This window comes from Lunatimonas salinarum (assembly GCF_017811155.1).
Lineage (GTDB): Bacteria > Bacteroidota > Bacteroidia > Cytophagales > Cyclobacteriaceae > Lunatimonas > Lunatimonas salinarum.
Genome location: NZ_JACVCV010000010.1, coordinates 155,435 through 176,759 on the forward strand (window position 1 = coordinate 155,435; position 21,325 = coordinate 176,759).

At 46.3% G+C, this 21,325-nt stretch carries 18 protein-coding genes and 1 riboswitch; of the genes, 16 read left to right on the forward strand and 2 right to left on the reverse strand.

Annotated elements, in window-relative coordinates; all coding sequences use genetic code 11:
- Window positions 1-48: 48 nt before the first annotated feature.
- Window positions 49-861 carry an ion transporter gene (locus IAQ59_RS13720; RefSeq protein WP_209331394.1) on the forward strand — a complete coding sequence of 271 codons (813 nt, stop codon included), beginning with the start codon at window positions 49-51 and terminating at the stop codon, window positions 859-861.
- A gap of 10 nt (window positions 862-871) precedes the next feature.
- Here the strand turns inward: IAQ59_RS13720 and IAQ59_RS13725 are convergent, their stop codons facing one another.
- Window positions 872-2,173: a voltage-gated chloride channel family protein gene (locus IAQ59_RS13725; RefSeq protein ID WP_209331395.1), complete on the reverse strand. Its 1,302-nt coding sequence runs from the start codon at window positions 2,171-2,173 to the stop codon at window positions 872-874.
- Between the two features lie 51 nt (window positions 2,174-2,224).
- Window positions 2,225-2,329: riboswitch (Fluoride riboswitch) on the reverse strand.
- 157 nt (window positions 2,330-2,486) lie between these two features.
- On the opposite strand from IAQ59_RS13725, the gene IAQ59_RS13730 reads away from it, so the two are divergent.
- The 3 genes from IAQ59_RS13730 to IAQ59_RS13740 all read left to right on the forward strand — a co-directional run bounded on the left by IAQ59_RS13730 (window position 2,487) and on the right by IAQ59_RS13740 (window position 6,699).
- On the forward strand, window positions 2,487-3,383 hold the full coding sequence (locus tag IAQ59_RS13730; protein ID WP_209331396.1) for a TIGR01777 family oxidoreductase: 897 nt from the start codon (window positions 2,487-2,489) through the stop codon (window positions 3,381-3,383).
- Between the two features lie 20 nt (window positions 3,384-3,403).
- A complete protein-coding gene (locus IAQ59_RS13735) occupies window positions 3,404-5,965 on the forward strand; it encodes a M14 family metallopeptidase (RefSeq protein ID WP_209331397.1) in 2,562 nt (853 codons plus the stop codon).
- Window positions 5,966-6,195: 230 nt separating this feature from the next.
- Complete coding sequence (locus IAQ59_RS13740; protein ID WP_209331398.1) at window positions 6,196-6,699, forward strand: hypothetical protein; 504 nt, start codon at window positions 6,196-6,198, stop codon at window positions 6,697-6,699.
- Here IAQ59_RS13740 and IAQ59_RS13745 read toward each other — a convergent pair.
- Window positions 6,696-7,004 carry a DUF4286 family protein gene (locus IAQ59_RS13745; RefSeq protein ID WP_209331399.1) on the reverse strand — a complete coding sequence of 103 codons (309 nt, stop codon included), beginning with the start codon at window positions 7,002-7,004 and terminating at the stop codon, window positions 6,696-6,698. The two genes, IAQ59_RS13740 and IAQ59_RS13745, sit on opposite strands and share 4 nt — an antisense overlap.
- A 113-nt stretch (window positions 7,005-7,117) precedes the next feature.
- On the opposite strand from IAQ59_RS13745, the gene IAQ59_RS13750 reads away from it, so the two are divergent.
- From IAQ59_RS13750 to IAQ59_RS13805, 12 genes are all read left to right on the forward strand, one after another.
- Window positions 7,118-7,789 (forward strand): carotenoid biosynthesis protein, encoded by a 672-nt coding sequence (locus tag IAQ59_RS13750; RefSeq protein WP_209331400.1) that lies wholly within the window; start codon window positions 7,118-7,120, stop codon window positions 7,787-7,789.
- A 40-nt stretch (window positions 7,790-7,829) separates the two neighbouring features.
- On the forward strand, window positions 7,830-8,273 hold the full coding sequence (locus IAQ59_RS13755; protein WP_209331450.1) for a sterol desaturase family protein: 444 nt from the start codon (window positions 7,830-7,832) through the stop codon (window positions 8,271-8,273).
- 2 nt (window positions 8,274-8,275) lie between these two features.
- Entirely contained in the window at window positions 8,276-9,166 is an 891-nt protein-coding gene (locus tag IAQ59_RS13760; RefSeq protein WP_209331451.1) for a MerR family transcriptional regulator, read from the forward strand.
- Between the two features lie 243 nt (window positions 9,167-9,409).
- Window positions 9,410-11,197, forward strand: a complete 1,788-nt coding sequence (locus IAQ59_RS13765) for a PQQ-dependent sugar dehydrogenase (protein WP_209331401.1) — start codon at window positions 9,410-9,412, stop codon at window positions 11,195-11,197.
- Window positions 11,198-11,215: 18 nt separating this feature from the next.
- Window positions 11,216-11,974, forward strand: coding sequence for a carbohydrate-binding family 9-like protein (locus IAQ59_RS13770; RefSeq protein ID WP_209331402.1), 759 nt, complete (start codon window positions 11,216-11,218; stop codon window positions 11,972-11,974).
- 29 nt (window positions 11,975-12,003) lie between these two features.
- On the forward strand, window positions 12,004-12,543 hold the full coding sequence (locus IAQ59_RS13775) for a RidA family protein (RefSeq protein WP_209331403.1): 540 nt from the start codon (window positions 12,004-12,006) through the stop codon (window positions 12,541-12,543).
- Window positions 12,544-12,600: 57 nt separating this feature from the next.
- Window positions 12,601-13,824 carry an aminotransferase class V-fold PLP-dependent enzyme gene (locus IAQ59_RS13780; protein ID WP_209331404.1) on the forward strand — a complete coding sequence of 408 codons (1,224 nt, stop codon included), beginning with the start codon at window positions 12,601-12,603 and terminating at the stop codon, window positions 13,822-13,824.
- A 26-nt stretch (window positions 13,825-13,850) separates the two neighbouring features.
- Window positions 13,851-15,113, forward strand: coding sequence for an amidohydrolase/deacetylase family metallohydrolase (locus tag IAQ59_RS13785; protein ID WP_209331405.1), 1,263 nt, complete (start codon window positions 13,851-13,853; stop codon window positions 15,111-15,113).
- Window positions 15,114-15,247: 134 nt separating this feature from the next.
- Entirely contained in the window at window positions 15,248-15,532 is a 285-nt protein-coding gene (locus IAQ59_RS13790) for a hypothetical protein (protein WP_209331406.1), read from the forward strand.
- 193 nt (window positions 15,533-15,725) lie between these two features.
- Window positions 15,726-16,769: a DNA cytosine methyltransferase gene (locus IAQ59_RS13795; RefSeq protein ID WP_209331407.1), complete on the forward strand. Its 1,044-nt coding sequence runs from the start codon at window positions 15,726-15,728 to the stop codon at window positions 16,767-16,769.
- Window positions 16,770-19,673 (forward strand): ATP-binding protein, encoded by a 2,904-nt coding sequence (locus IAQ59_RS13800; RefSeq protein ID WP_209331408.1) that lies wholly within the window; start codon window positions 16,770-16,772, stop codon window positions 19,671-19,673. It abuts the gene before it with no gap.
- Window positions 19,663-21,315: a response regulator receiver domain gene (locus IAQ59_RS13805; protein WP_209331409.1), complete on the forward strand. Its 1,653-nt coding sequence runs from the start codon at window positions 19,663-19,665 to the stop codon at window positions 21,313-21,315. Before IAQ59_RS13800 ends, IAQ59_RS13805 begins: the two co-directional genes overlap by 11 nt.
- Window positions 21,316-21,325 lie beyond the last annotated feature (10 nt).

The following is a 21,325-nucleotide window of genomic DNA, read 5'->3' on the forward strand; positions in this document are numbered from 1 at the left end:
TTTGGATAAGTTAATCATAGCGTCGTATTTTAGCCTAAATATCTTCCCATGCTGCCTTCAAAAAAGCGCCTAGCACACATCGTTTTTGAGTCGGACGACCGGGCTTCCAAAGGCTTCGATCTCCTACTGTTGGTATTTATCCTGCTTAGCGTACTGGTAGTGATTTTGGATTCAGTGTCGGAAATTCGCGCGCGATACGGAACCTTTCTGTACGCCGCAGAATGGCTTTTCACGCTAATCTTTACCGTTGAATACGGACTACGGGTTTGGCTCAGCGCCCGAAAGGCAGGTTATATTTTTGGATTTTATGGTTTGGTGGACTTGCTGGCCATCTTACCAACTTACCTAAGCATCTTTTTCTTTACCAGTCAATACCTCACCGTTATCCGAGCACTTCGATTCTTACGCGTCCTTCGGGTCTTGAAGTTAACTGAATATGTAAAGGAAGCGACCATTCTCAAAAATGCCCTTCGCCAAAGCCGGCTTAAAATCCAGATTTTTGTGGGTTCGGTATTGACGATCGTACTGGTAATGGGCTCCTTGATGTACATCGTGGAGGGGCCTGATCATGGATTTACCTCCATTCCCAGATCCATGTACTGGGCCATTGTCACCTTGACTACGGTTGGTTATGGGGACATTGCACCGGAAACCGACTTGGGACAGTTTATTGCCTCCCTGATCATGCTTATCGGCTATGCGATCATTGCGGTGCCTACCGGTATTGTGTCTTCTGAGCTAACTGCAGCAAAGCAGCGAAGCCTTGATACGCCATCTAGGCGGATTTGTCATCAGTGTCAGGTGCAGGACCACGAAGCAGATGCGAAGTATTGCAAGTCCTGCGGAAGCTTACTAGAATAAATTCGGGTTTTTAGGATACGTTTCCCAACTTTTTTCCTTTATGCCGCTTGGTGGGACTATGCTTGGGCGAACCAATGATCTGTGAATGGTAAATACCGGCATGCCCACTGAAAAGGTATGCCAGAACGCAGGCTAGTCCTACATATACCCCACTTTCAGCACCAAACAACTCGATGCCCATCAGGGTACATGCCAACGGCGTATTGGTAGCCCCTGAAAAAACTCCCACAAAACCCATTGCGGCAAGCAAGGCTACCGGAAGCGGAATGATGCCGGAAAGCGCATTGCCAAGCGTAGCACCGGTGAAAAAAAGCGGAGTCACCTCACCACCTTTAAACCCGGCACCCAAAGTCAGGGATGTGGTACCGATCTTGGCCAGGAAATCGTACCAAGGGAGGTCTTCCGAAAATGCATCTACGATGGTAGGTACTCCTAGTCCAATATATTTGGTGCTTCCCGTTAGGTAGACAAACAGCGCAATGACCACACCTCCTACCACGGGACGCAGGGGCGGATAGGGCAGATATTTCCTAAATAATCCACTCCAAAAACGGGTGGCCTTGGCAAACAGTCTACCAGCCAACCCAAAACAAATGCCCGCCGGAATTATCCAAAGCAGCAATGGCAGGGAAAGGTCGGGTACTATTGGAATCTCATAATGGGTATGCGGTACCATCCAAAGGGAGGCGCAGGCATAATCGGCGACGTATGCCGCCAAAAAAGCGGGAAGAATGGATTCGTAACGGATCCTTCCTATGATCAGCCACTCCAAAGCAAATACCGCTCCAGCCAACGGGGTGCCGAATACCGAAGCGAACCCGGCAGCAACACCCATGGTAATTACAATGCGCCGATCCTCGTTCGCCAGTCGAAACCATTTGGTAAACCGGTCAGCGATTGCACCTCCCATTTGTACGGCTGTCCCTTCTCTTCCCGCCGAACCACCAAATAAATGCGTGACCACCGTGCCAAACAACACCAATGGGGCCATGCGAAGCGGAATCACCTTGAGGGGGTTGTAAAATTCCTCCAGCAATTGATTGTTGCCTTTTACGACTGATTCGCCGTAGCGGTGGTATACCCAACCAATGAGCAATCCGCCCAAGGGCAGCAGCGCAATGATCCACAAGTTTGCTTCCCGGTAGTCTGTGGCCCAAGTAAGGGAAAGAAGAAAAGCCGCCGAGGCAGATCCAGCCAAGAGGCCTACAGCGATGGCTACGAGTAGCCATTTCAGCGTGAAAACTAAGGTTGGCTGAAATTCCTTTGCAAGAAATTTGCGGAGCGCAAATAATGTTCGGTTCCTCTTCAACATGGGATTTGACGAAGTTTTTCCAATGGTTTGTCCGGAACCGACGTTCCGATCGTTGAAGTAGGAGTCATCAGCTTCCGTGAGAAGCGGTTCAAAGAATCAGGCCTTTCTACAAAATCTAGACCGATTTTTGGATGGCACCCCATCACCCATGCATCCAAAGATAGTAAATGGGCTGTAATTTTGTAGGGTTTAGTCGCAAACTGACCTATTTTTGAACCCATAGATCTGTACTAAAGCCTGTCAATAGGCAGGTTTTGGATTTCGTGGAATGCTTTTTGAACATTACCTACACTAAGGATGTATAAAGGAGTATATGAAGAGGATATTGATAACAGGCGGTTCCGGCCTCGTGGGTAGGGAAATCACCCGCCTGCTCGAACAGGAAGGTAAAGAAGTTGCCTGGCTGAGCCGCAGTCCGAAAAATACCCGCCAGAAATCCTTCTTTTGGGACATCGAAAAGCAGGAGATGGATAAGGAAGCACTGACCTGGTGCGAGGGCATTATTCACCTTGCGGGCGAAGGAGTGGCCGAGAAACGCTGGACGGCCGCACGTAAGCGTCAGATTCTACAAAGTCGGATCCTGTCTACGCTGCTATTATATGATAACCTTGAGAGGCTTGCAGCCAAGCCACAGGCTTTTGTTTCGGCAAGCGCCGTCGGCTATTATGGGTTTGATACCGGCGAAGCGCTGCAGCGGGAGGATAGTCTTCCGGGCGTGGATTTTTTGGCTTCGGTGGTGAAAAAATGGGAAGCGGAAACCGAAAAAATAGCTACCTTAGGTATCCGTACGGCGGTCTTGCGCATTGGCATTGTGTTGGCAAAGGAGGGAGGTGCCTTAGCAGAGATGTTAAAGCCACCCGTTGCGGCTCCGTTGGGAGATGGTAAGCAGTATCTTAGCTGGATACACATCGGGGATTTGGCGCGCATGTTTTCGTATGCCCTGGCGAACACCAGTATGGAGGGAGTGTATAACGCGGTAGGACCTCATCCGGCATCCAATTCCGAGCTCACGCGGGCCGCTGCGAAGGCCGCAGGTAAACCCTTCGTTCCGATAGGCGTGCCCGGATTTGCCCTAAAGCTGGTGCTGGGTGAAATGGCACAAATGGTCTTAGGCGGAAACAAGGTGAGCAGCGCCAAAATCGAAGCAACCGGATTTTCCTACACGTTTGGTGAGTTAACCGACGCGTTGAAGGCCATTTACGGAAAATGAAAACTTAAATCAGATACAGCATGAAGTACTTTTATGGGTTTCTAATAGCCTGCATGTTTTTGGCCGTGGAGGGAATCCCGCAGGAAGAAGGGATGGATTATTATCTTCCCAGCGGCTTTACCTACGATCCCAATATTCCCTCTCCCAAGTCCATATTTGGGTTTGAAGTGGGCGAATGGCACGTTAGCCACGATCAGGTAGTAAATTATTTTCGTGTATTGGCGCAGACATCTGAAAGGGTAAGCTTAGTGGAGTACGGGCGAACCTACGAAAAGCGCCCGTTGGTCATGTTGGTGGTGACATCGCCCAAAAACCTTCTCCGCCTCGATGAGATCAAAGAGCAGCGACGGGAGTTGAGGCACCGTCCTGAAGAAGCCAACCCTGAGAATACTCCCTTTGTAATGTACCTAGGGCACTCGGTACATGGCAACGAGGCCTCTGCTATTCAAGCCTCCATCGTAAGCGCTTACCATTTTGCGTCTGCGGAGGAAGTAGAAGCTGACTTGGAAAATATGGTCCTGCTCATTGATCCCGCCATCAATCCTGATGGGGTAAACCGCTTTGCCTCCTGGGTAAATTCCCATAAGAGCTACCACCTCAACGGGGACCGCAACAATAGGGAGCTAAATGAAGCTTGGCCAGGTGGGCGCACCAATCATTATTGGTTTGACCTGAACCGGGATTGGTTGCCCGTACAGCATCCCGAGTCCCGCGGCAGGATTCGCCAAATACAGGCATGGTTGCCCAATCTGGTGCTGGATTTCCACGAAATGGGTTCTGACAATACCTTCTTTTTTCAGCCCGGAATCCCCAGCCGCAACAATCCGCTCACGCCTCGGAAAAATATTGAGCTAACCGAAAAGATAGCCAGCTATCATGCACGCTTTTTGGATGAAATCGGATCGTTGTATTACAGTAAAGAGAGCTTTGACGATTATTATTATGGAAAGGGATCAACTTACCCGGACGTGCAGGGGGCTGTGGGCATCCTCTTTGAGCAGGCTTCATCCCGAGGACACTTACAGGAAAATCAGTTCGGCAAAATCAGCTTCCCCTTTACCATCCGCAACCAAGTTCGTACGACCCTTTCATCTTTTGAGGCAGCGAAGGAACTGCGTGTGGAAATGAATCAGTACATGGTGGATTTTTATCGGCAAGCCAAAGAGGAATCGATAAGTGACAGTGACAAAGCCTACATTTTTGGAGTAAATGATGACGTGGCGCGCTCCCATCATTTGGCAGATATTCTGCTTCATCACGATATCCGTCTGTTCAGTCTAGAAGAAGACATTGTGGTTAATGGAATGGCGTTTGAGGCCGGAAAATCATTTATCGTACCCTTGGAGCAACCCCAATACAGGCTGGTAAAGTCCATGTTTGAGGTACGCACATCATTTCAGGACAGCCTTTTCTATGATGTGTCTTCCTGGAATTTGCCGATGGCTTTCCAGCTAAACCATCAGACATTGAGCAGCCGTATCGTCAACTTGGCCAATGTAGAGGAAGTAGTAGGAGAAATTTCCTTGCCGCAGGGCAGTGTGGTCGGGGCGCCGGGTGCCTATGCGTACGCTTTTGAGTGGAACGAATACTATGCCCCCAAAGCGGCTTATGCATTGATGGAAAAAGGGTATCAACTGCGCGTTTCCCACAAGCCCTTCCGAAGTCAAAAAGGGGAGGATTTTGCCCGCGGAAGCATCCTAGTGGGTAAAGGAAACGCCGAAGCAAGTGATCAGCAATTTTTCAATGAGCTGCAGCAGGTGGCACAACATTCGGGCCTGACCATCCACTCCCTTTCATCCGGTTATACAGCGGGGATCAATCTGGGCTCTCCGAGCATGGCTGTGCTGAAAAAACCGGAGATTGCCCTGTTGGTTGACCGGGGTGTTTCCGCCTCGGATGCAGGGGAAATGTGGCACCTATTTGATCAGCGGATGGAGATACCTGTCACACTGATGCCTACCGAGCGATTTGTGGGTGCGGATTTGGACCGGTATACAGTCATTATCTTACCAACGGGATCCTATGGGGTACTTGGTAAATCCGGTGCTGATAAGCTTAAGGCTTGGGTACAAAAAGGCGGCACCCTAATCGCAAGGGGTTCTGCGATGAATTGGCTAAATACGCAGGAATTGGCATCCTTTTCCTTTCTAACAGCAGAACCTGCCCCTAGCGCGGTTACGCAGCGTGCTTACGAGGATTTGGCTGCTGAGCGTGGTGCCAAAGTCACCGGTGGAGCGATCTTCAAGGCAACCTTGGATATCACCCATCCGTTGGGTTACGGCTACTCCAATCCGGATCTTTACGTATTTAAAACCGGCAACCAATTTCTGAATCCATCCAAAAACCCCTATGCCAACCCCTTGATATATACCGACAGCCCGTTGGCCAGCGGATATATTCATCTCTCCAATTTAGAGAAGTTGAAAAATACCGGGGTTATTCAGGTGGCTACATTGGGAAGTGGTTCCATTATCGGTATGGTGGATGATCCCAATTTCCGGGCATTTTGGTTTGGTACCAACAAGCTGTTCCTGAATGCCGTCTTTTTTGGACATACAATCGACGCCGCTTCCGGCCGATAGGCATCGGCAGGGCAGGGTTTTCCCACGATGAAAGCGAATGGTTGCTTTCATCGTGGGCTTGTATTTTTTGAAGATTTGCAAATTGGAAAAAAATAAGTGCCCAAACACAAATTTTTCTATTCAAAAGGGTGTAGGACTGGGATTTTTATTTGCTAAATGCGGTGTTATCGACTTTTTTATTTTTTTAAATTTCAAACAAATGTTACTTTTGCCATAGTTTCGATTGCCCTATGATTCAAAAACTATTCCCTTTAGACAAAAATTACATCCTCAGGCAGGCCCAGACCGCCGCCCAAGAGGAGGGTATAGCCATGATGATAGCGGAGCTGCAATCTGCTTATACACTCCTATACAACCCATTACGTCTGCGAGACGATACTTATTTGCAGATCCTAAACTACACCGGGTACCCTCTGGACGGTGTGCGTGTAATCTACCAGCAGCTTTGCGGAATATATCGATATCGAAATGGATCCAATCAGTTGGAAATTTTGTTTGACGGCCGCTCTCATTTAGATAAGTACCGGGAAGATTGGTTGGATCAGCTTCGGGCGTGGACCCGGGAACTAGGCATGCACGAATCCTATGTGAAGACCATGCTTCGGATGACTTTGCTATATGATGGAGAAAGCAGGGCCACCTTTGCCGAGAACCGGTGCAAATCGTTCATAAACGAGTATTTTCAACTTAAAATTGTGAAGCGAAAGGGCGATCTATTGCTTAAGCTGGCTTAATCCACGGATTCAAGCAACGATCGGAAAAACACAAAATCACCAGAAAACGCCCCATCCAAAACTTCCTGTATCTGCTGGGAATGTCCCTTTTCAAATGCCATCATTCCCTCCATATCTTTTGCAAAAAACTGTGTGGCAAAGTTAGTTCCTTCCCCCTCCTCACCTTGGTGCAATAGCCGTAAAAAGCGGTGTTCGTAAAAATGGCCGGTATTCAGCACGAGCGGGATATAGGTTTCCTTCATCCATTGAATGAATTCATCCTCCCTTTTGGCATCCACACTGATGGTAATGTTGTATACAATCATCCGCTTTGGCTTTATTTTCTTAATTTTGGCATTTATCGGCCACAAAGTTAATTCATTTCCCTGCGAAACAAAAGCAGTCCTTTTTCGATTGAAAAGGCAACTAGAATATATCTATGCACCAACATTCCCCTTCCACGGTCTCTTTCGGGTCATTTTCGATTGAAAAGACACTGGTCTTCAAGCTATGGATAGGCATCTTCCATCTGGTAGGCCTATTGGGCTTATACTTCGATATTAGCCGTCCCTATTTTCAAGCCCTCACCCCTTTTCATCTATTGATGTGCGCCGGCATACTGCTGTATTTCCACACGGATTGGCAAAAGCCATTTTGGGGATTTCTGTTGGCGGCCTTTGGGATAGGAATGCTGGCAGAGATCATCGGTGTGCAGACTGGCTTGCTGTTTGGCGATTATGTCTACGGGCCAGTGTTGGGACTCAAACTCGCAGGGGTACCACTGATCATTGGCGTCAATTGGTTTATCCTTGCCTATGCGGCCGGACAGCTATCTACGCGGTTGACCCGTTCTGCCTGGGCTGGAGCGGTAATGGCTTCTGCAATGATGGTCGTCTTGGACTTTGTAATTGAGCCAGTCGCCACTAAATTGGATTTTTGGACTTGGGAGGGAGGCACCATCCCGGCAGAAAATTACTTTGGGTGGTTTGCAGTGGCTTTAGTGATACAGCTGTTTTATCAAAAATTGTCGTTTGTAAAGCAAAATCCGGTTTCAACGTTTCTTTTGCTAAATTTGTTCTTGTTTTTCTTGGGATTGATGTTCCTTTTGTAAATTATTGGAACAAAAAGAACCGTTCAAAGTTTAGGATATGATGATGAGCGCAATAGGGTTTACATTGGTAGGTTTTGCCTTGATGGAATTTGCCGGTTGGTTTATTCACAAGTACCTTATGCATGGGCCTCTTTGGGGCATTCACAAGACGCATCATCAGCATACCGAAGGGCCTTTTGAGTGGAATGACCTATTCTCATTACTTTTTGGCAGTGTGGCAGTCCTACTGATTTTTCTCGGTGTGGCTGAATTTGATTACCGATTTTGGCTGGGGATTGGCATCAGTCTCTATGGGATGAGCTACTTCTTCTTGCATGACATGCTCATTCACCGACGGGTGAAGTGGTTTAAACGGCCTAAGAAAGGATACTTGGCGGGGATTTTCAAAGCCCACCAAGCACATCATGCGACCAATAAGAGGGACGGCTCGGTGTCATTTGGATTATTTGTAGTGCCTAAACGATATTTTAAACGGAGCGAATAATGGTGAGAAACTACTCGATCAAGGATTTGGAACAACTTTCTGGTATCAAGGCCCACACTTTGAGAATCTGGGAACAGCGTTACAGCCTGTTATCACCGAAGCGCACTGACACCAACATCCGCTATTACGATGATGCGGATCTTCGTCTGATCCTAAACGTGGCCCTCTTAAACGAGCATGGCTATAAGATCAGTAAAATCGCCAAAATGTCTGCCGATCAGATAGCACAGGAAGTACTACGCCTTACCGAGCGTTCCTTTACCTACGAGGATCAGATCCATGCACTTACCATTTGCATGGTGGAAATGGACGAGGCACGCTTTGACAAGATCATTTCGACCAATATCCTTAAGATAGGGTTTGAAATGACCATGGTACACATCATTTATCCATTTCTGTCCAAAATCGGCGTACTTTGGCAGACAGGCTCCATACATCCGGGACAGGAACATTTTATAAGCAACCTGATCCGTCAAAAGCTGATCGTTGCCATAGATGGTCAGGTGCAACAGGAAGGGGGTAAAAAATTCCTTTTGTTTCTTCCAGCAGGGGAACTGCACGAGATATCCTTGCTTTTTTCTTGCTATATCTTGAAGGCAAACGGCCACAAGGTCATCTACCTAGGCCAAAACACACCGGATGTGGATCTGAACGCTGTGTACCAGGTACATAAGCCAGACTATTTGCTTACCGTAGTGACTACTTCTCCGGCAGCAGAAGACCTGCAGGACTACATCTTCTCCCTTTCCTCTCGTTTCAACGAAAGCACCATTTTGATATCCGGATATCAGATACTGGGGCAGGACCTAAATTTTCCAGATAACGTACGGGTCCTCCATTACCTCAAAGACATCAAGGAATACTTGGCAACACAGATACACGTGGCTTCTTAGTCCTCTGAACAAAGAGGCTTCAGCCCTTCGTTTTTTAGGCCAATTTTGTGTGCATGGGCATTTGCCAGGTACCAATTTTGGGTAGTGGTACCTGATAATTTTCCGCTCAAAAGCTTTTTTCGATTTCTAGTCACTATTTCTAAGCAAAGTGTAGGGCTTCTTTGTTATCTTTAAAGACCGGTTACGTTTACGTCGGTCACTATCACCCTTTCCAGCTTGTATTTCCCTTAACAGATTACATCTATGTTTAAGTACACTTTACGAAAATGTAGGAGCCGTGTAAGCTCTCAAGTATGGGTATTGTTGCTTGGATTATTGATTCAAGTGTCCTGTTCTACCGACAGTCCTTTGCCGCCGGGTGATCCCGACAATGGAGGGCTTTTTCTTCCAGATGGTTTTGAAGCGGTGGTCGTCGTGGATAGCGTAGGCCGTGCAAGGCACTTGACGGTAGACCATAAAGGCGACATTTATATGAAGCTTCGGGTCCCCAATAGCGAAGGTCAAGGGCTGGTAGCACTTCGGGATTCCAATAATGACGGCAAGGCCGACGTAGTCACGTATTTCGGAGACTATCCCGATACCGGAAATTACGGCACAGCCATGCGGATATACAATGACTACTTGTATTTTAGTACTGCCGGTGAGGTTTACCGCATGAAGATGGATATGGACTCCTTGATTCCAACGGGAGAGGCGGAGTTAATCGTTAAGGACGACTATAAGAATGCCGAGCACGGCTACGAGCATATCGCCAAGCCAATCGCCTTTGATAACGAGGGGCATTTGTACGTGCCTTTCGGTTCGCCCGGCGACGTTTGCCAGGAATTTAATCGAAGGCCGGGCGCACCTGGTATGGATCCCTGTCCGCAGCTCGAATGGCACGGGGGTATTTGGCGCTTTGACGCTAACACGCTGAATCAGACACAGCAAGAGCATGGCTACCGCTACGCTACCGGAATCCGCAGTGTGGTGGCCATGGAATGGAACCAAAAGGAAAATGCGCTCTACGTGGTGCAGCACGGACGGGACAATATGAACCGTACCTGGCCGGAGATGTATTCTCCCTGGGAGAGTGCACTTTTGCCATCGGAGGAGTTTTTCCGCGTAGAAGAGGGCACAGACGGCGGGTGGCCGTATTACTACTACGATCATATGCAGGGTAAAAAACTGCTAAACCCCGAGTACGGAGGAGATAAAAAAATCGAAGCGGATCCTGCCAAGATCACTTATCCTTTGCTGGGTTTTCCCGGACATTATGCGCCGAACGATCTACACTTTTATCAGGGAAACCAGTTTCCGGATAGGTATAAAGACGGTGCCTTTGTAGCCTTTCACGGCTCCACCATTCGGGGGCCTTACCCGCAAGCTGGTTACTTTGTCGGCTTTGTTCCCTTTAAGGACGGGAAACCCTCCGGACCTTGGGAAGTATTTGCCGATGGATTTGCCCAGCTCGACACCATCGTCAATACCGGCGATGCAGCCGCCCGTCCCATGGGGCTTTCCATGGGTCCTGACGGTTCCCTATACATTACAGAAAGTGTAAAGGGAAAAGTATGGCGGGTGATGTATAGGGGAGATAAGGGCGATTTTGGCCAAGAGGCCCTCGCCAAGTTGGAGGAACGAAAAAATGCCCGGACCAATATCAAAAATCCGGATGCGGAAAAGGACAATTTGGAGGTGGGCTTATTAGAGGCAGGAGCTGTTGCCTACAATCAGTACTGCGCTACCTGCCATCAGCGTGACGGTAAGGGCGATGGTACACGATTTCCTCCCCTGGCAGAAACCGATTGGGTGACAGGCAGTAAACGAAGGCTTATCGAAATTGTCCTGAACGGCCTGGAGGGCCCAATCACCGTCAATGGCGTAAATTACAATCAGATTATGCCTGCTCACAACTTTCTAAGCAATGATCAGATGGCCTCGGTACTGACCTATATCCGCAAAAGCTTTGGCAACAATGCCAACAGTATATCCCCCCTTGAGGTGCAGCGGGTGCGGGAAGAACTGGCAGCTAACCAAGAAACCCAATGATCCAAAATCCAACACGTGATGCTGATAACTTATAATGTACTTTCAGGGTGGATCACCGCTTTGGCGATGCTATTCATCACGACCCAACCGACCATGACTGACTACTCAAAATTGGAAAACACCTACCGTGTGAGGCCACTCTCCGGCTCCATCACCATTGATGCAAACTGGGATAAGGCTGCTTGGAAAGACGTAGAAGCGGTCGAGCTTACCCACTACATGGGTGAAAAACCCCTTTACAGCCCCGTCACCCATGCCAAGCTGATGTATGATTCAAAATACATCTACGGCATCTTTCGCGTACAGGATCGCCATGTGCAGAGTAAGGTGACAGAGATAAACGGCGCCGTTTCCACGGATTCTTGCGTCGAGTTTTTCTTTTCGCCAGATACCGACAGTCCGCTGACCTACTTCAACTTGGAAATAAACGCCGGCGGTGTGCCTCTGCTGCACTACGTCACCCAGCCGAGGAAAACCTATCAGGTGCTGGAAGCCGAGCAGATCCGCAAGATAGAAATCGCCCACTCCATGCCCCAGGTGGTGGATCCGGAGATCGTGAAAGACACCCTTTGGACCATTGAATACAAGGTGCCTCTGTCCATGCTTGCGCAGCACGGCACAGTGACTACACCAGCACCCGGTGTAAAGTGGAAGGCCAACTTCTACAAAACGGGCAGTCGTACCGGCAATCCCCATTATTTTACCTGGAATCTGGTAGATAATCCCCGTCCGGATTTTCATCTACCCCAGTATTTTGGTACCTTGATCTTCGAATAGCAACCATAAATTTATAAAACTTAAACAAGATGAAATTATCCGCACTGACCACTATCGCCTTCTTATTTTTGGGCACCACCACCATGCTTTACGCACAGGGTACCTACGATCCGGAAAAAAAACTCGCTGAAATGGGCATAACCTTGGTACCCAAAGGTCCGGGTTCCGGAAACATCCTGCCAGCAGTACGTACCGGCAATTTGGTATTTCTCTCCGGACACGGACCCATGCAGGCCAATGGTACCAATGTGATCGGCAAGCTGGGAGATAACCTGAGCGTAGAACAAGGAAGAGAGGCCGCACGACTCACCGGTATCCAGCTCCTTAATGCACTCAAGTACGAGGTCGGTGACTTAAAAAAGGTCAAGCGTATTGTGAAGGTATTGGGGATGGTAAATTGTACCCCAGACTTTGCGCAGACTCCCGCGGTAATTCATGGATTTACGGATCTCATGGTGGAGGTGTTTGGTCCGGAACGAGGAAAACACGCCCGCTCTGCGGTGGGGATGGTCTCCCTGCCCGGAGGTATGGCTGTAGAAATTGAAATGATTGTGGAAGTGGAAGACTGATTCAGCCTCCCACCTCCTTTACCGCCCGGTACCCGCCGGGCTTTAAATTCCCCAAATATGTTATCAAGAAGAAAGTTATTGAAAAGGCTGTCCGCCCTCCCACTCGTGGGTGGAATGATCGGGACAGGCTTACCCCTGCACGCAGCGGTGGGCGAGACCTTGGAGGAAGCCCCCAAAAGGGATGTAATGAAAGAACTGGGCATACGCACCTTCGTGAACGCCGCGGGAACTTACACCGCAATGACGGCCTCTCTCATGCCCAAAGAGGTGATAGAGACCATCCAAACCACGAGTACGCAGTTTGCCATGCTGGATGAGGTGCAAGACAAGGTAGGTGCCAAGATCGCAGAGCTATGTCATGCCGAAGCGGCAACCGTTACCGCCGGATGCTGGTCAGCCATGGTGCTGGGCCTTGCCGGAGTGCTCACAGGTACCGATCGCAAAAAGGTTTCCCAACTTCCCAATCTGGAAGGAATGAAAAACCAAGTGATTGTACAGAAAAGCCATAACGTGGGCTATGTGCACGCACTGACCAATACCGGCGTGACCATCGTTCCCGTAGAAACGGTGGAGGAACTGGAGGCGGCCATCAACGACCGTACCGCCATGATGTGGTTTCTGAACTATCAGGCTCCGGACGGCAAGATTCAGCACGAAGAGTTCGTAGCATTGGGCAAAAAACACGGCATCCCGACCATGATCGACATGGCGGCTGACGTTCCACCGGTAGAAAACCTCTGGAAATACAACGACATGGGTTTTGACCTGGTCTGCGTATCCGGTGGCAAGGCTATGAAAGGACCTCAGAGTGCCGGAATCCTCATGGGTCGCAAGGACCTGATTGCAGCTGCCCGCCTTAGCGCACCTCCTAGAGGCGGTACCATCGGAAGGGGCATGAAGGTAAACAAGGAAGAAATTCTGGGTATGTATGTGGCATTGGAAAAATACATCAATACCGACCACGCGAAAGAATGGAAGGCTTGGGAGGACAAAGTCTTTATGATTTCTGAAACTGTGAAAAAGGTCGGTAACGTCAGTACCGATATCAGTGTACCCCCTATCGCCAACCATACGCCCTTCTTGGAGATAGCTTGGGATCCGAACTACATCCGCATCACCAGACCCCAGCTTCAGGAAAAACTGCGTGGAGGCAACCCCTCCATCGAAGTGATTGGCGGCAAGGAGCATGCGATCAGCCTTACCGTGTTTATGTTGCGTCCCGGAGAAGAGAAGATTGTGGCCAAGCGCATTTCCGAGGAACTGACTGCAGCCCGCGTATAAATAACCCAAACCCACACAAAAACACAATGATGAAGAAAATCAGACTTATAGCGGCTTTGATGGCATTTTTTGCCTTAGGAGTCTTGCAGGCCCAAGATTACGACATCGTGATCAAAGGCGGCCACGTAATAGACGCCAAAAGCGGTACCGATGGACTACGTGACGTGGCCATCAAAGATGGCAAGGTGGCCCGAATTGCAGCATCCATCCCTGGCGACGGCGCCAAACAGGTCGTCAATGCCAAGGGAATGCTGGTAGTGCCAGGCCTAATCGACATTCACGGTCACAACTTTGCCGGAACCCGTGAAAACAGCTACCTGAGCGATGGCCTTACCGCCGTGGATCCAGACGGCTATACCTTCCGCGTGGGAGTGACTACCATCGTGGACTGTGGTGGTCCGGGATGGAAGAACATCGATATCTTTAAGCAAAATATCATCGATCCGTCGAAAACCCGCGTGCTTGCCTTTATGAACATCGTGGGTGAGGGCATGCGTGGCGGTGCCTGGGAACAGGATACCACGGATATGGATGCCGAAATTACCGCACAGGCGGCACTGAAGTACAAAGAACATGTGGTAGGCTTCAAAGTGGCCCACTACGCCCGTAGGGACTGGATTCCCATAGACCGGGCGGTGCAGGCTGGGAACATTGCCGACATGCCCGTGATCATTGACTTTGGCGGATCCTTGGCCTTTGCACCCCTGAGGCTACGGGAACTTTTCTTTGAGCGCCTGCGTCCGGGAGATATCTATACCCACACCTTTGCCGAGTTGGGTGGTGCTAGGGAGCCTATTGTAGAATACGAGACCCGTCAGTTTAAACCGTTTGTAAAGGAAGCACAAGATCGAGGTATTATCTTCGACGTGGGGTATGGAGGGGCCAGCTTTGACTTCCGTCAGGCGATTCCCGCGTTGAAAGCCGGTTTTCTGCCCAACACCATCAGTACCGACCTGCACAAGGGCAGCATGAATGCCGCCATGAAAGATATCCTGAACATTATGTCCAAGTTCCTTGCCATGGGTGTGGATCTGGACAAGGTGATCGAAATGAGTACTTGGGCCCCTGCCCAGGTAATCAAGCGCGAAATGCTTGGCCACCTGAGTGAGGGCGGCATTGCGGATGTAGCCATCCTGCAACTTCGGGAAGGCGACTTCGGCTTCTGGGACCGAAACGGTTATAAAATCGAAGGCGACAAGCGTTTTGAGTGTCAGATGACCATCCGTGATGGTCGCATTGTGTATGATCTCAACGGCATCGCAAATCCCGTGGTGGTAAGCCGACGCTAATAAGAACAACTTTTAGTAAATACACAACCCCCAAGTCGGATGGAAATCGGCTTGGGGGTTGTTTTTTTGGGGCTTGGGGTTTTATAGACTGGATCTTTTTCCGAACTTGGAGATGAACGCAAAAACAACATCCCATGGAAGCGCAGCAGTTTTGTCCGATTTGTAAGGAGGAGGTATCTTTTTCCTCCCGCTACCCCAAGTACCTCTGTAAAATGTGCAGTGATCAGACTACGGACGCCGAGGGCAGACCGGTAGCATTCTACAATACCACCCTATTTGGACAGGGCTGTCAGGGCGAGTACCCGGATACCGGCGAACCCTTCGATGGAGATACCTGCTACGTACAGGGCATTCGCTGTCGGGCCGAGGAATACCGATTTGGTGGGATTGTGGTGCAGGGGTCTAATACATTTTACTGAAAGTAAAAATTTGTTATAGCTAGGTCTAGGTTTCCCAAAGTAGGGAAATGATTTTTTTCGGATTGTTGAAGACTCTGAGATTTTTAATCGAATATTCTTTCAATTTCTTTTGAGAAGTCGGAGATTGAATTTTTGAAAAGGTTTGAAGGATAGTTTATTAATTTTATATTTGACTTCCAGAATGACTTATTTAATGGACAAAAAACTCAAAGCTGTAGACTTTTTTTGTGGTGCAGGGGGAATGTCATGTGGGTTCTCCCAGGCTGGTGTTGAGATTTTGGCTGGGATTGATCTTGAGAAACAATTTAAAGAAACCTATTTAGCAAATCACAAAGGAGCAAAATTTATAAACAGGGACATCGTTAGGTACCAACCCCAAGAATTACAAGAAGAGCTTAATCTGAATAAGTTTGATGATCAATTAATATTTATTGGCTGTAGTCCATGCCAGTATTGGAGTAAAATTAATAATGTTCGACATAAATCTTCTTTTTCAAATAACTTAATCGCTGATTTCCAGAGGTTTATTAAATTTTTTGTGCCAGGCTATGTTGTTGTTGAAAATGTGCCTGGAATCATTAAAAGCAAAAATAATCATGTGTTACTTGATTTTTTGGATTTTTTAAAATTTAATGGTTATTCTTATGAATATAAAGTAGTAAGGACTGACCACTTTGGGGTTCCTCAAAAAAGGAATCGATTTGTTTTAATTGCATCGAGGGTCTCCACAAACATCCAATTCCCTTCCCCTGAATTACGAGAGGATTTGACTGTAAAAAAGTTTATAGGCAAGGAAAGAGGGTTTCCTGTTTTGCCTGCTGGTTACTCAGACCCGGAAGATTTTATGAATACAACAGCATCATTAAGTCCAAAAAATTTAAAAAGGTTGGAAGTTACACCCCATAATGGAGGAGATAGGATGTCTTGGAAAGATGACGAGTCTCTACAAATAGAAGCTTATAGAGGAAAAGATCATTACTACAGAAGTGTGTATGGAAGATTATGGTGGGATAGACCATCAACAACAATTACCACTCGCTTTATTGCTACCTCTTGTGGTAGGTTTGGACATCCTGACGAAAATAGAGGATTGTCATTAAGAGAGGGAGCAGCCTTACAAACGTTTCCAACGGATTATAAGTTTGTTGGTGGTCTTGTAAGTATTGCTAAGCAAATTGGAAATGCCGTTCCACCAGAGATGGCAAGAAGAATAGCTCTAAGCATAATTCAAAATTAAATGGCAAAATTCAGAGCAAAGGCGCGAGCTGTAGAACTTTTAGGAAAGGGGCAAATTGCAGATCTTCCTACTGCTATCACTGAGCTTTGGAAGAATGGGTACGATGCCTATGGTGATAATCTTAACGCCCAATTGTTTTTCTCAGGTTATAAAGATACAGTCTCTCCTTTTTTTGTTTTGAGCGATGATGGCATTGGTATGTCTAACAAGGATATTTTGGAGAAATGGATTGTTTTAGGAACAGATTCCAAAACAAGGAAGACTATTCCCGAAAAGCCATCCTCAGCTACGCTCAACAAGACCCCGCGAATGCCAACGGGGGAGAAAGGGATAGGGAGGCTATCCGTTGCATATTTGGGAAATCAGATGCTAATGTTGACCAAGAAAATCAATGAACCACTACAGGCATTGTTTTTTGATTGGCGTGTCCTTGAAAACTATCACCTCTACATCGATGACATCGAAATACCCATACTTCCCATCAATGATGCTTCCGAATTTGATTCTGCATGGAAAGAACTACTGAAGGACTACAAGAATAACTTCCCGTCAAAAGATGAGGATCCAAGGCAGGAAAAGTGGGTAGAACAGCCTAATTTAAAGGCTGAAATACTAAATGATCTTAGTAGCATTAAGATACCAGCCTATTTTCTATCTGAAGTAATCGAACCGCTATGTTCCAAAACAGCTCATGGTACTAAGTTCGTGGTTTTTGATCCTATCGATCAATTACTTTTTCTAAAGGATCACGCAAAGGCCAATGAAGAAAATGAGGACACTATTGAATTCATTCGTTCCGGGTTATCAGGTATGTCCAACGTGTTTAAGGAGGAAAAGCCGGTTTTTGATACCGCCTTCATGATTTATGATTCGGAAACTCCAACTGATTTCATTCACCAGCGGGAGTTTTTTGATCACAATGATTTCAAATATGCGGATCATTTGATTGAAGGTTCTTTTGATGAATATGGAGTATTTAACGGTGATCTTAAAATCTACAATAAGGAGGTTAAGAACCATTTATTTAAACCAAACAAGAAGAGGGCAAAGACATCTTTTGGCCCATTCAATATCAAAATAGCATCCATTCCTGGAGCCGGGCAGCCGACATTATTGAATCAGGATTTATTCAATAGAATGGACTCAAAATTGAAACGGGTAGGAGGCTTGTATCTTTACCGAGATGGATTTAGAATTCTACCCTACGGACGAAAGGACTGGGATTTTTTGGAATTTGAAGAAAGAAGAACAAGGGGAGCAGGTCATTACTTTTTCAGCTACCGAAGAATTTGGGGATATATAGAATTATCTAGAGATGAAAACAGCTCTTTAATTGACAAAGCTGGACGTGAAGGGCTTATCAATAACAAAGCATACCGAGAATTTAAGGCTACCTTGGTTTCCTTCTTTATCGACCTTGCCAGAAAATACTACGGTAAAGACGCTGAGTTCGACATTAAAATAGAACAACAAGAAGAAATTGAGCAACAAAAGCAGGAAGAGGAAAGGGAGAAAAAGGAACGCAAGCAGTTTGTTGCAAACCTGAAAGCATATCCGAAAGAACTTGAAGAATTACAAAACGAACTTTATCGATTAACAGAGGAGCTTGAGAAAAAAACCGGGGAATTATTCGAAGGATATGGGAAGATCGAAAATATATTGGATCGAATTGATGAAGTCAAAATCAAAATAAACGGGCTTAAGCTTGAACCACCGAAAAAATTCATCCCTAACGATTCTCAGCGCAAACAACTTTATGATTACCGAAAGCAACAAGAGGCAATAGAGAGCAAAACCGTTAGCAAGGCAAATGCTGTTATTGTGAAAGCGCAGGATAAGCTAAAGGAAAAAGAGCTGTTAGCCGAATTCAAGCGCAAACTTTCAGTCTATGAAGAAGCGATGATAGCCATAATCAGGGAATACGAAAAGCAGTTGCAAACCTCGTTCAATCGTCTGCAAGCTGAATTTGATCAGGAAAAATCCGATGAACTGGATGCCTTCAGAAAAGAATATGGCACTATTCAACCTACCGAAGACAACAGAGAAAAAATATATGCCAGTTTAAAGGCAATAGAGGAAATCCATCAAAACAGATTACAACGTATAAAAGACCGAATACAGCCTTTTGTAGAACACCTTTCGCGTTTGTCCATAGGACTGGATGAAGATGCATTGGTAGGTTATTACAAATTGGAATTCGTCAAACTGCGCGAAAAATGGCAGGAAACACAAGAGTTGGCACAGTTGGGGATTGCAGTGGAAATTATTGACCATCAATTTAACGCGCTTTATTCGAAATTAGCTAAGATCATAGACGCCATGAAGGGCTTCATAATTGATGAAGAAGACAGTGCTGCTACATACGCACTTCTTCGAACCACATTTGAGCATTTGGAAAATAACTACAAGCTGCTCACCCCTCTCTACCGTACTACTAATCGAATAAGAAAAGATATTTCCGGTCAGGATATATTCGATTATGTAAAGAAATTCTTTGGGAAAGAATTCGGTGAAAAAGAAATTCACGTGGACTGTTCTCCTAAATTTTTAAAGGCTTCATTCTTTACGTATGAGTCAATTCTAAAACCCGTATTTATCAATTTAATAAACAATGCGATATATTGGCTCAATTCTGTAGAAGACCGTAAAATCCTTTTTGACTTTATCGATGATAAAATTGTAGTTGCCAATTCAGGAGAACCTATTGACCAGGTTTATATAAAGGACGGGGATTTGTTCAAGGCATTTTTCTCAAGGCGACCCAAAGGTCGTGGAATAGGCCTTTACCTGGCTAAAACGACCCTTAACAGTGTCGGCTATGATATTATCGCTACGCAGGATCCTAAATACAACCAATTGAACGGAGCCTGTTTCCTTATTTACGAAGAAACTCATGAATCCTAATTTTGATATCGTTGCTTCCACTATTTTACAGGATTCGATAAAGTCGGCCATTTTTATCGATGATCGTGTGCTGCTGCCATTTGAAGCCAAAACCGATCCCAATATTCTGGATTATAGCAACCTAATTGCTCCATTTGAGGAAAAAGGATGCACATTATCGTTTTATCGGTTTGGCAATGAATGGAGATCAAAAGCAAATTTTCTGTTTGACAATAGGGACCTCCTTATTCTGGACTGGCAACTGCGAAAAAATCAAGATACATATTCCGATACTTTTGCCATACTTCAGGAAGCCGTACAAACCGACAGCCTACATTTCTGCTGCATCTATACGGATACCAACCCTAATGCTTTCATTGATAAGATCATTTTTCCCTTACTCTATTACTTCGGGTACTGCATCAAACTAACAGGTGCCGAGCTTACTGGAATAAGGGAGCAATTCATCGATATTTGCGATGAGGAAGGTCTGGATTCCGAAGAAGTAACCGAAGCCTTGAACCCATTGGTCAAGGAATATGTCCTTTACTCATCCGACTCCACCAAAAAGCGTGAACTAACCAAACAGATACTGGATTATCTGAAAGAGTCATTTACTAATTTCGGACAAATCAGAAATCAGGTTAAGGAGATTACTGGAGACTTGGGCAGTTCTTTAGCAGCCTTGGCTTATGCTTTCGAAGAACAAGCCATTCCTATTTGCGAGATTAAACACAAAATCCGAATCAGAAAGACCGAGGCCGATAACTGGCGTTTGTATGTGAATAATACCATTATAGCCATTGCGAACAAAGACTCAATTCAGGAACAGCGATTTTACGAAGAGTTTAAAAACTCCATTGTGGAAGAGCACAATATCTTTCTTACCCTGCTAGGTCTGGAAATGAGAAACGCCTTTCGAAAAGGATCCGGCTTCATTGGAAAAGAATTGGATGAAATAGATGAAACCGCATTCTTCTATCACCACAAGAACATTAAACCCAAAAATGCCTTCTATGAATTTCTAAGGGAGCTTTGGGTAGATCAGGCCACACACTTTCTGATTACCGATAACCCTACGTTGTACTCAACTTTGGAAGAATACAAGGCTAGCAATGATATTGATAGAAAGGTGAATAACTTTGAGCAGCAAATCCAATCCGAACTTCTATTTCAAGAAGCTCTTGTCAAGCTCAATAATTTCTACAATCAATTGCGATTTAACCCTCAGGGCAAAGAACTATTGAGTTTCGGTGATGTGTTGAAACTCAAAAAAGGGAATGACACCATTGAATACGTAATGTGCATTACTCCGTTATGTGATTGTGCCGATCCAGACAAAATAAAAAAGCAATACTTTTTTGTAAGATACGAATCCTTGATTGACAGTAATTTAAATGCCTTAAAAAAGGCAGAAGGCAAATACATTTCCTATCTACGGTTGGAAGATGGAATACTATGTATTGATTGGGGTGAATGCAAACCTTTTTCATTGTATATTAAAAATCCAGAATTAGGAAACCTATCCAAAGTGTGTTACAGAAACGAATGGTTGGAACCGGAACATCTGGGTCGTATTAAAGAAAACTTTGCCCAAAGAATTGCCAATAAAGCATTGAGTTATCCAGCCAGGGTCGGAGTATCATTAGCCCAAATCCTTTAATAGAGTAGTA

Coding starts and splice junctions, on each gene's coding strand:
- IAQ59_RS13720 (WP_209331394.1), top strand. CDS start 49: ATGCTGCCTTCAAAAAAGCGCCTAGCACACATCGTTTTTGAGTCGGAC.
- IAQ59_RS13725 (WP_209331395.1), bottom strand. CDS start 2,173: ATGTTGAAGAGGAACCGAACATTATTTGCGCTCCGCAAATTTCTTGCA.
- IAQ59_RS13730 (WP_209331396.1), top strand. CDS start 2,487: ATGAAGAGGATATTGATAACAGGCGGTTCCGGCCTCGTGGGTAGGGAA.
- IAQ59_RS13735 (WP_209331397.1), top strand. CDS start 3,404: ATGAAGTACTTTTATGGGTTTCTAATAGCCTGCATGTTTTTGGCCGTG.
- IAQ59_RS13740 (WP_209331398.1), top strand. CDS start 6,196: ATGATTCAAAAACTATTCCCTTTAGACAAAAATTACATCCTCAGGCAG.
- IAQ59_RS13745 (WP_209331399.1), bottom strand. CDS start 7,004: ATGATTGTATACAACATTACCATCAGTGTGGATGCCAAAAGGGAGGAT.
- IAQ59_RS13750 (WP_209331400.1), top strand. CDS start 7,118: ATGCACCAACATTCCCCTTCCACGGTCTCTTTCGGGTCATTTTCGATT.
- IAQ59_RS13755 (WP_209331450.1), top strand. CDS start 7,830: ATGATGAGCGCAATAGGGTTTACATTGGTAGGTTTTGCCTTGATGGAA.
- IAQ59_RS13765 (WP_209331401.1), top strand. CDS start 9,410: ATGTTTAAGTACACTTTACGAAAATGTAGGAGCCGTGTAAGCTCTCAA.
- IAQ59_RS13770 (WP_209331402.1), top strand. CDS start 11,216: ATGCTGATAACTTATAATGTACTTTCAGGGTGGATCACCGCTTTGGCG.
- IAQ59_RS13775 (WP_209331403.1), top strand. CDS start 12,004: ATGAAATTATCCGCACTGACCACTATCGCCTTCTTATTTTTGGGCACC.
- IAQ59_RS13780 (WP_209331404.1), top strand. CDS start 12,601: ATGTTATCAAGAAGAAAGTTATTGAAAAGGCTGTCCGCCCTCCCACTC.
- IAQ59_RS13785 (WP_209331405.1), top strand. CDS start 13,851: ATGATGAAGAAAATCAGACTTATAGCGGCTTTGATGGCATTTTTTGCC.
- IAQ59_RS13790 (WP_209331406.1), top strand. CDS start 15,248: ATGGAAGCGCAGCAGTTTTGTCCGATTTGTAAGGAGGAGGTATCTTTT.
- IAQ59_RS13795 (WP_209331407.1), top strand. CDS start 15,726: ATGGACAAAAAACTCAAAGCTGTAGACTTTTTTTGTGGTGCAGGGGGA.
- IAQ59_RS13800 (WP_209331408.1), top strand. CDS start 16,770: ATGGCAAAATTCAGAGCAAAGGCGCGAGCTGTAGAACTTTTAGGAAAG.
- IAQ59_RS13805 (WP_209331409.1), top strand. CDS start 19,663: ATGAATCCTAATTTTGATATCGTTGCTTCCACTATTTTACAGGATTCG.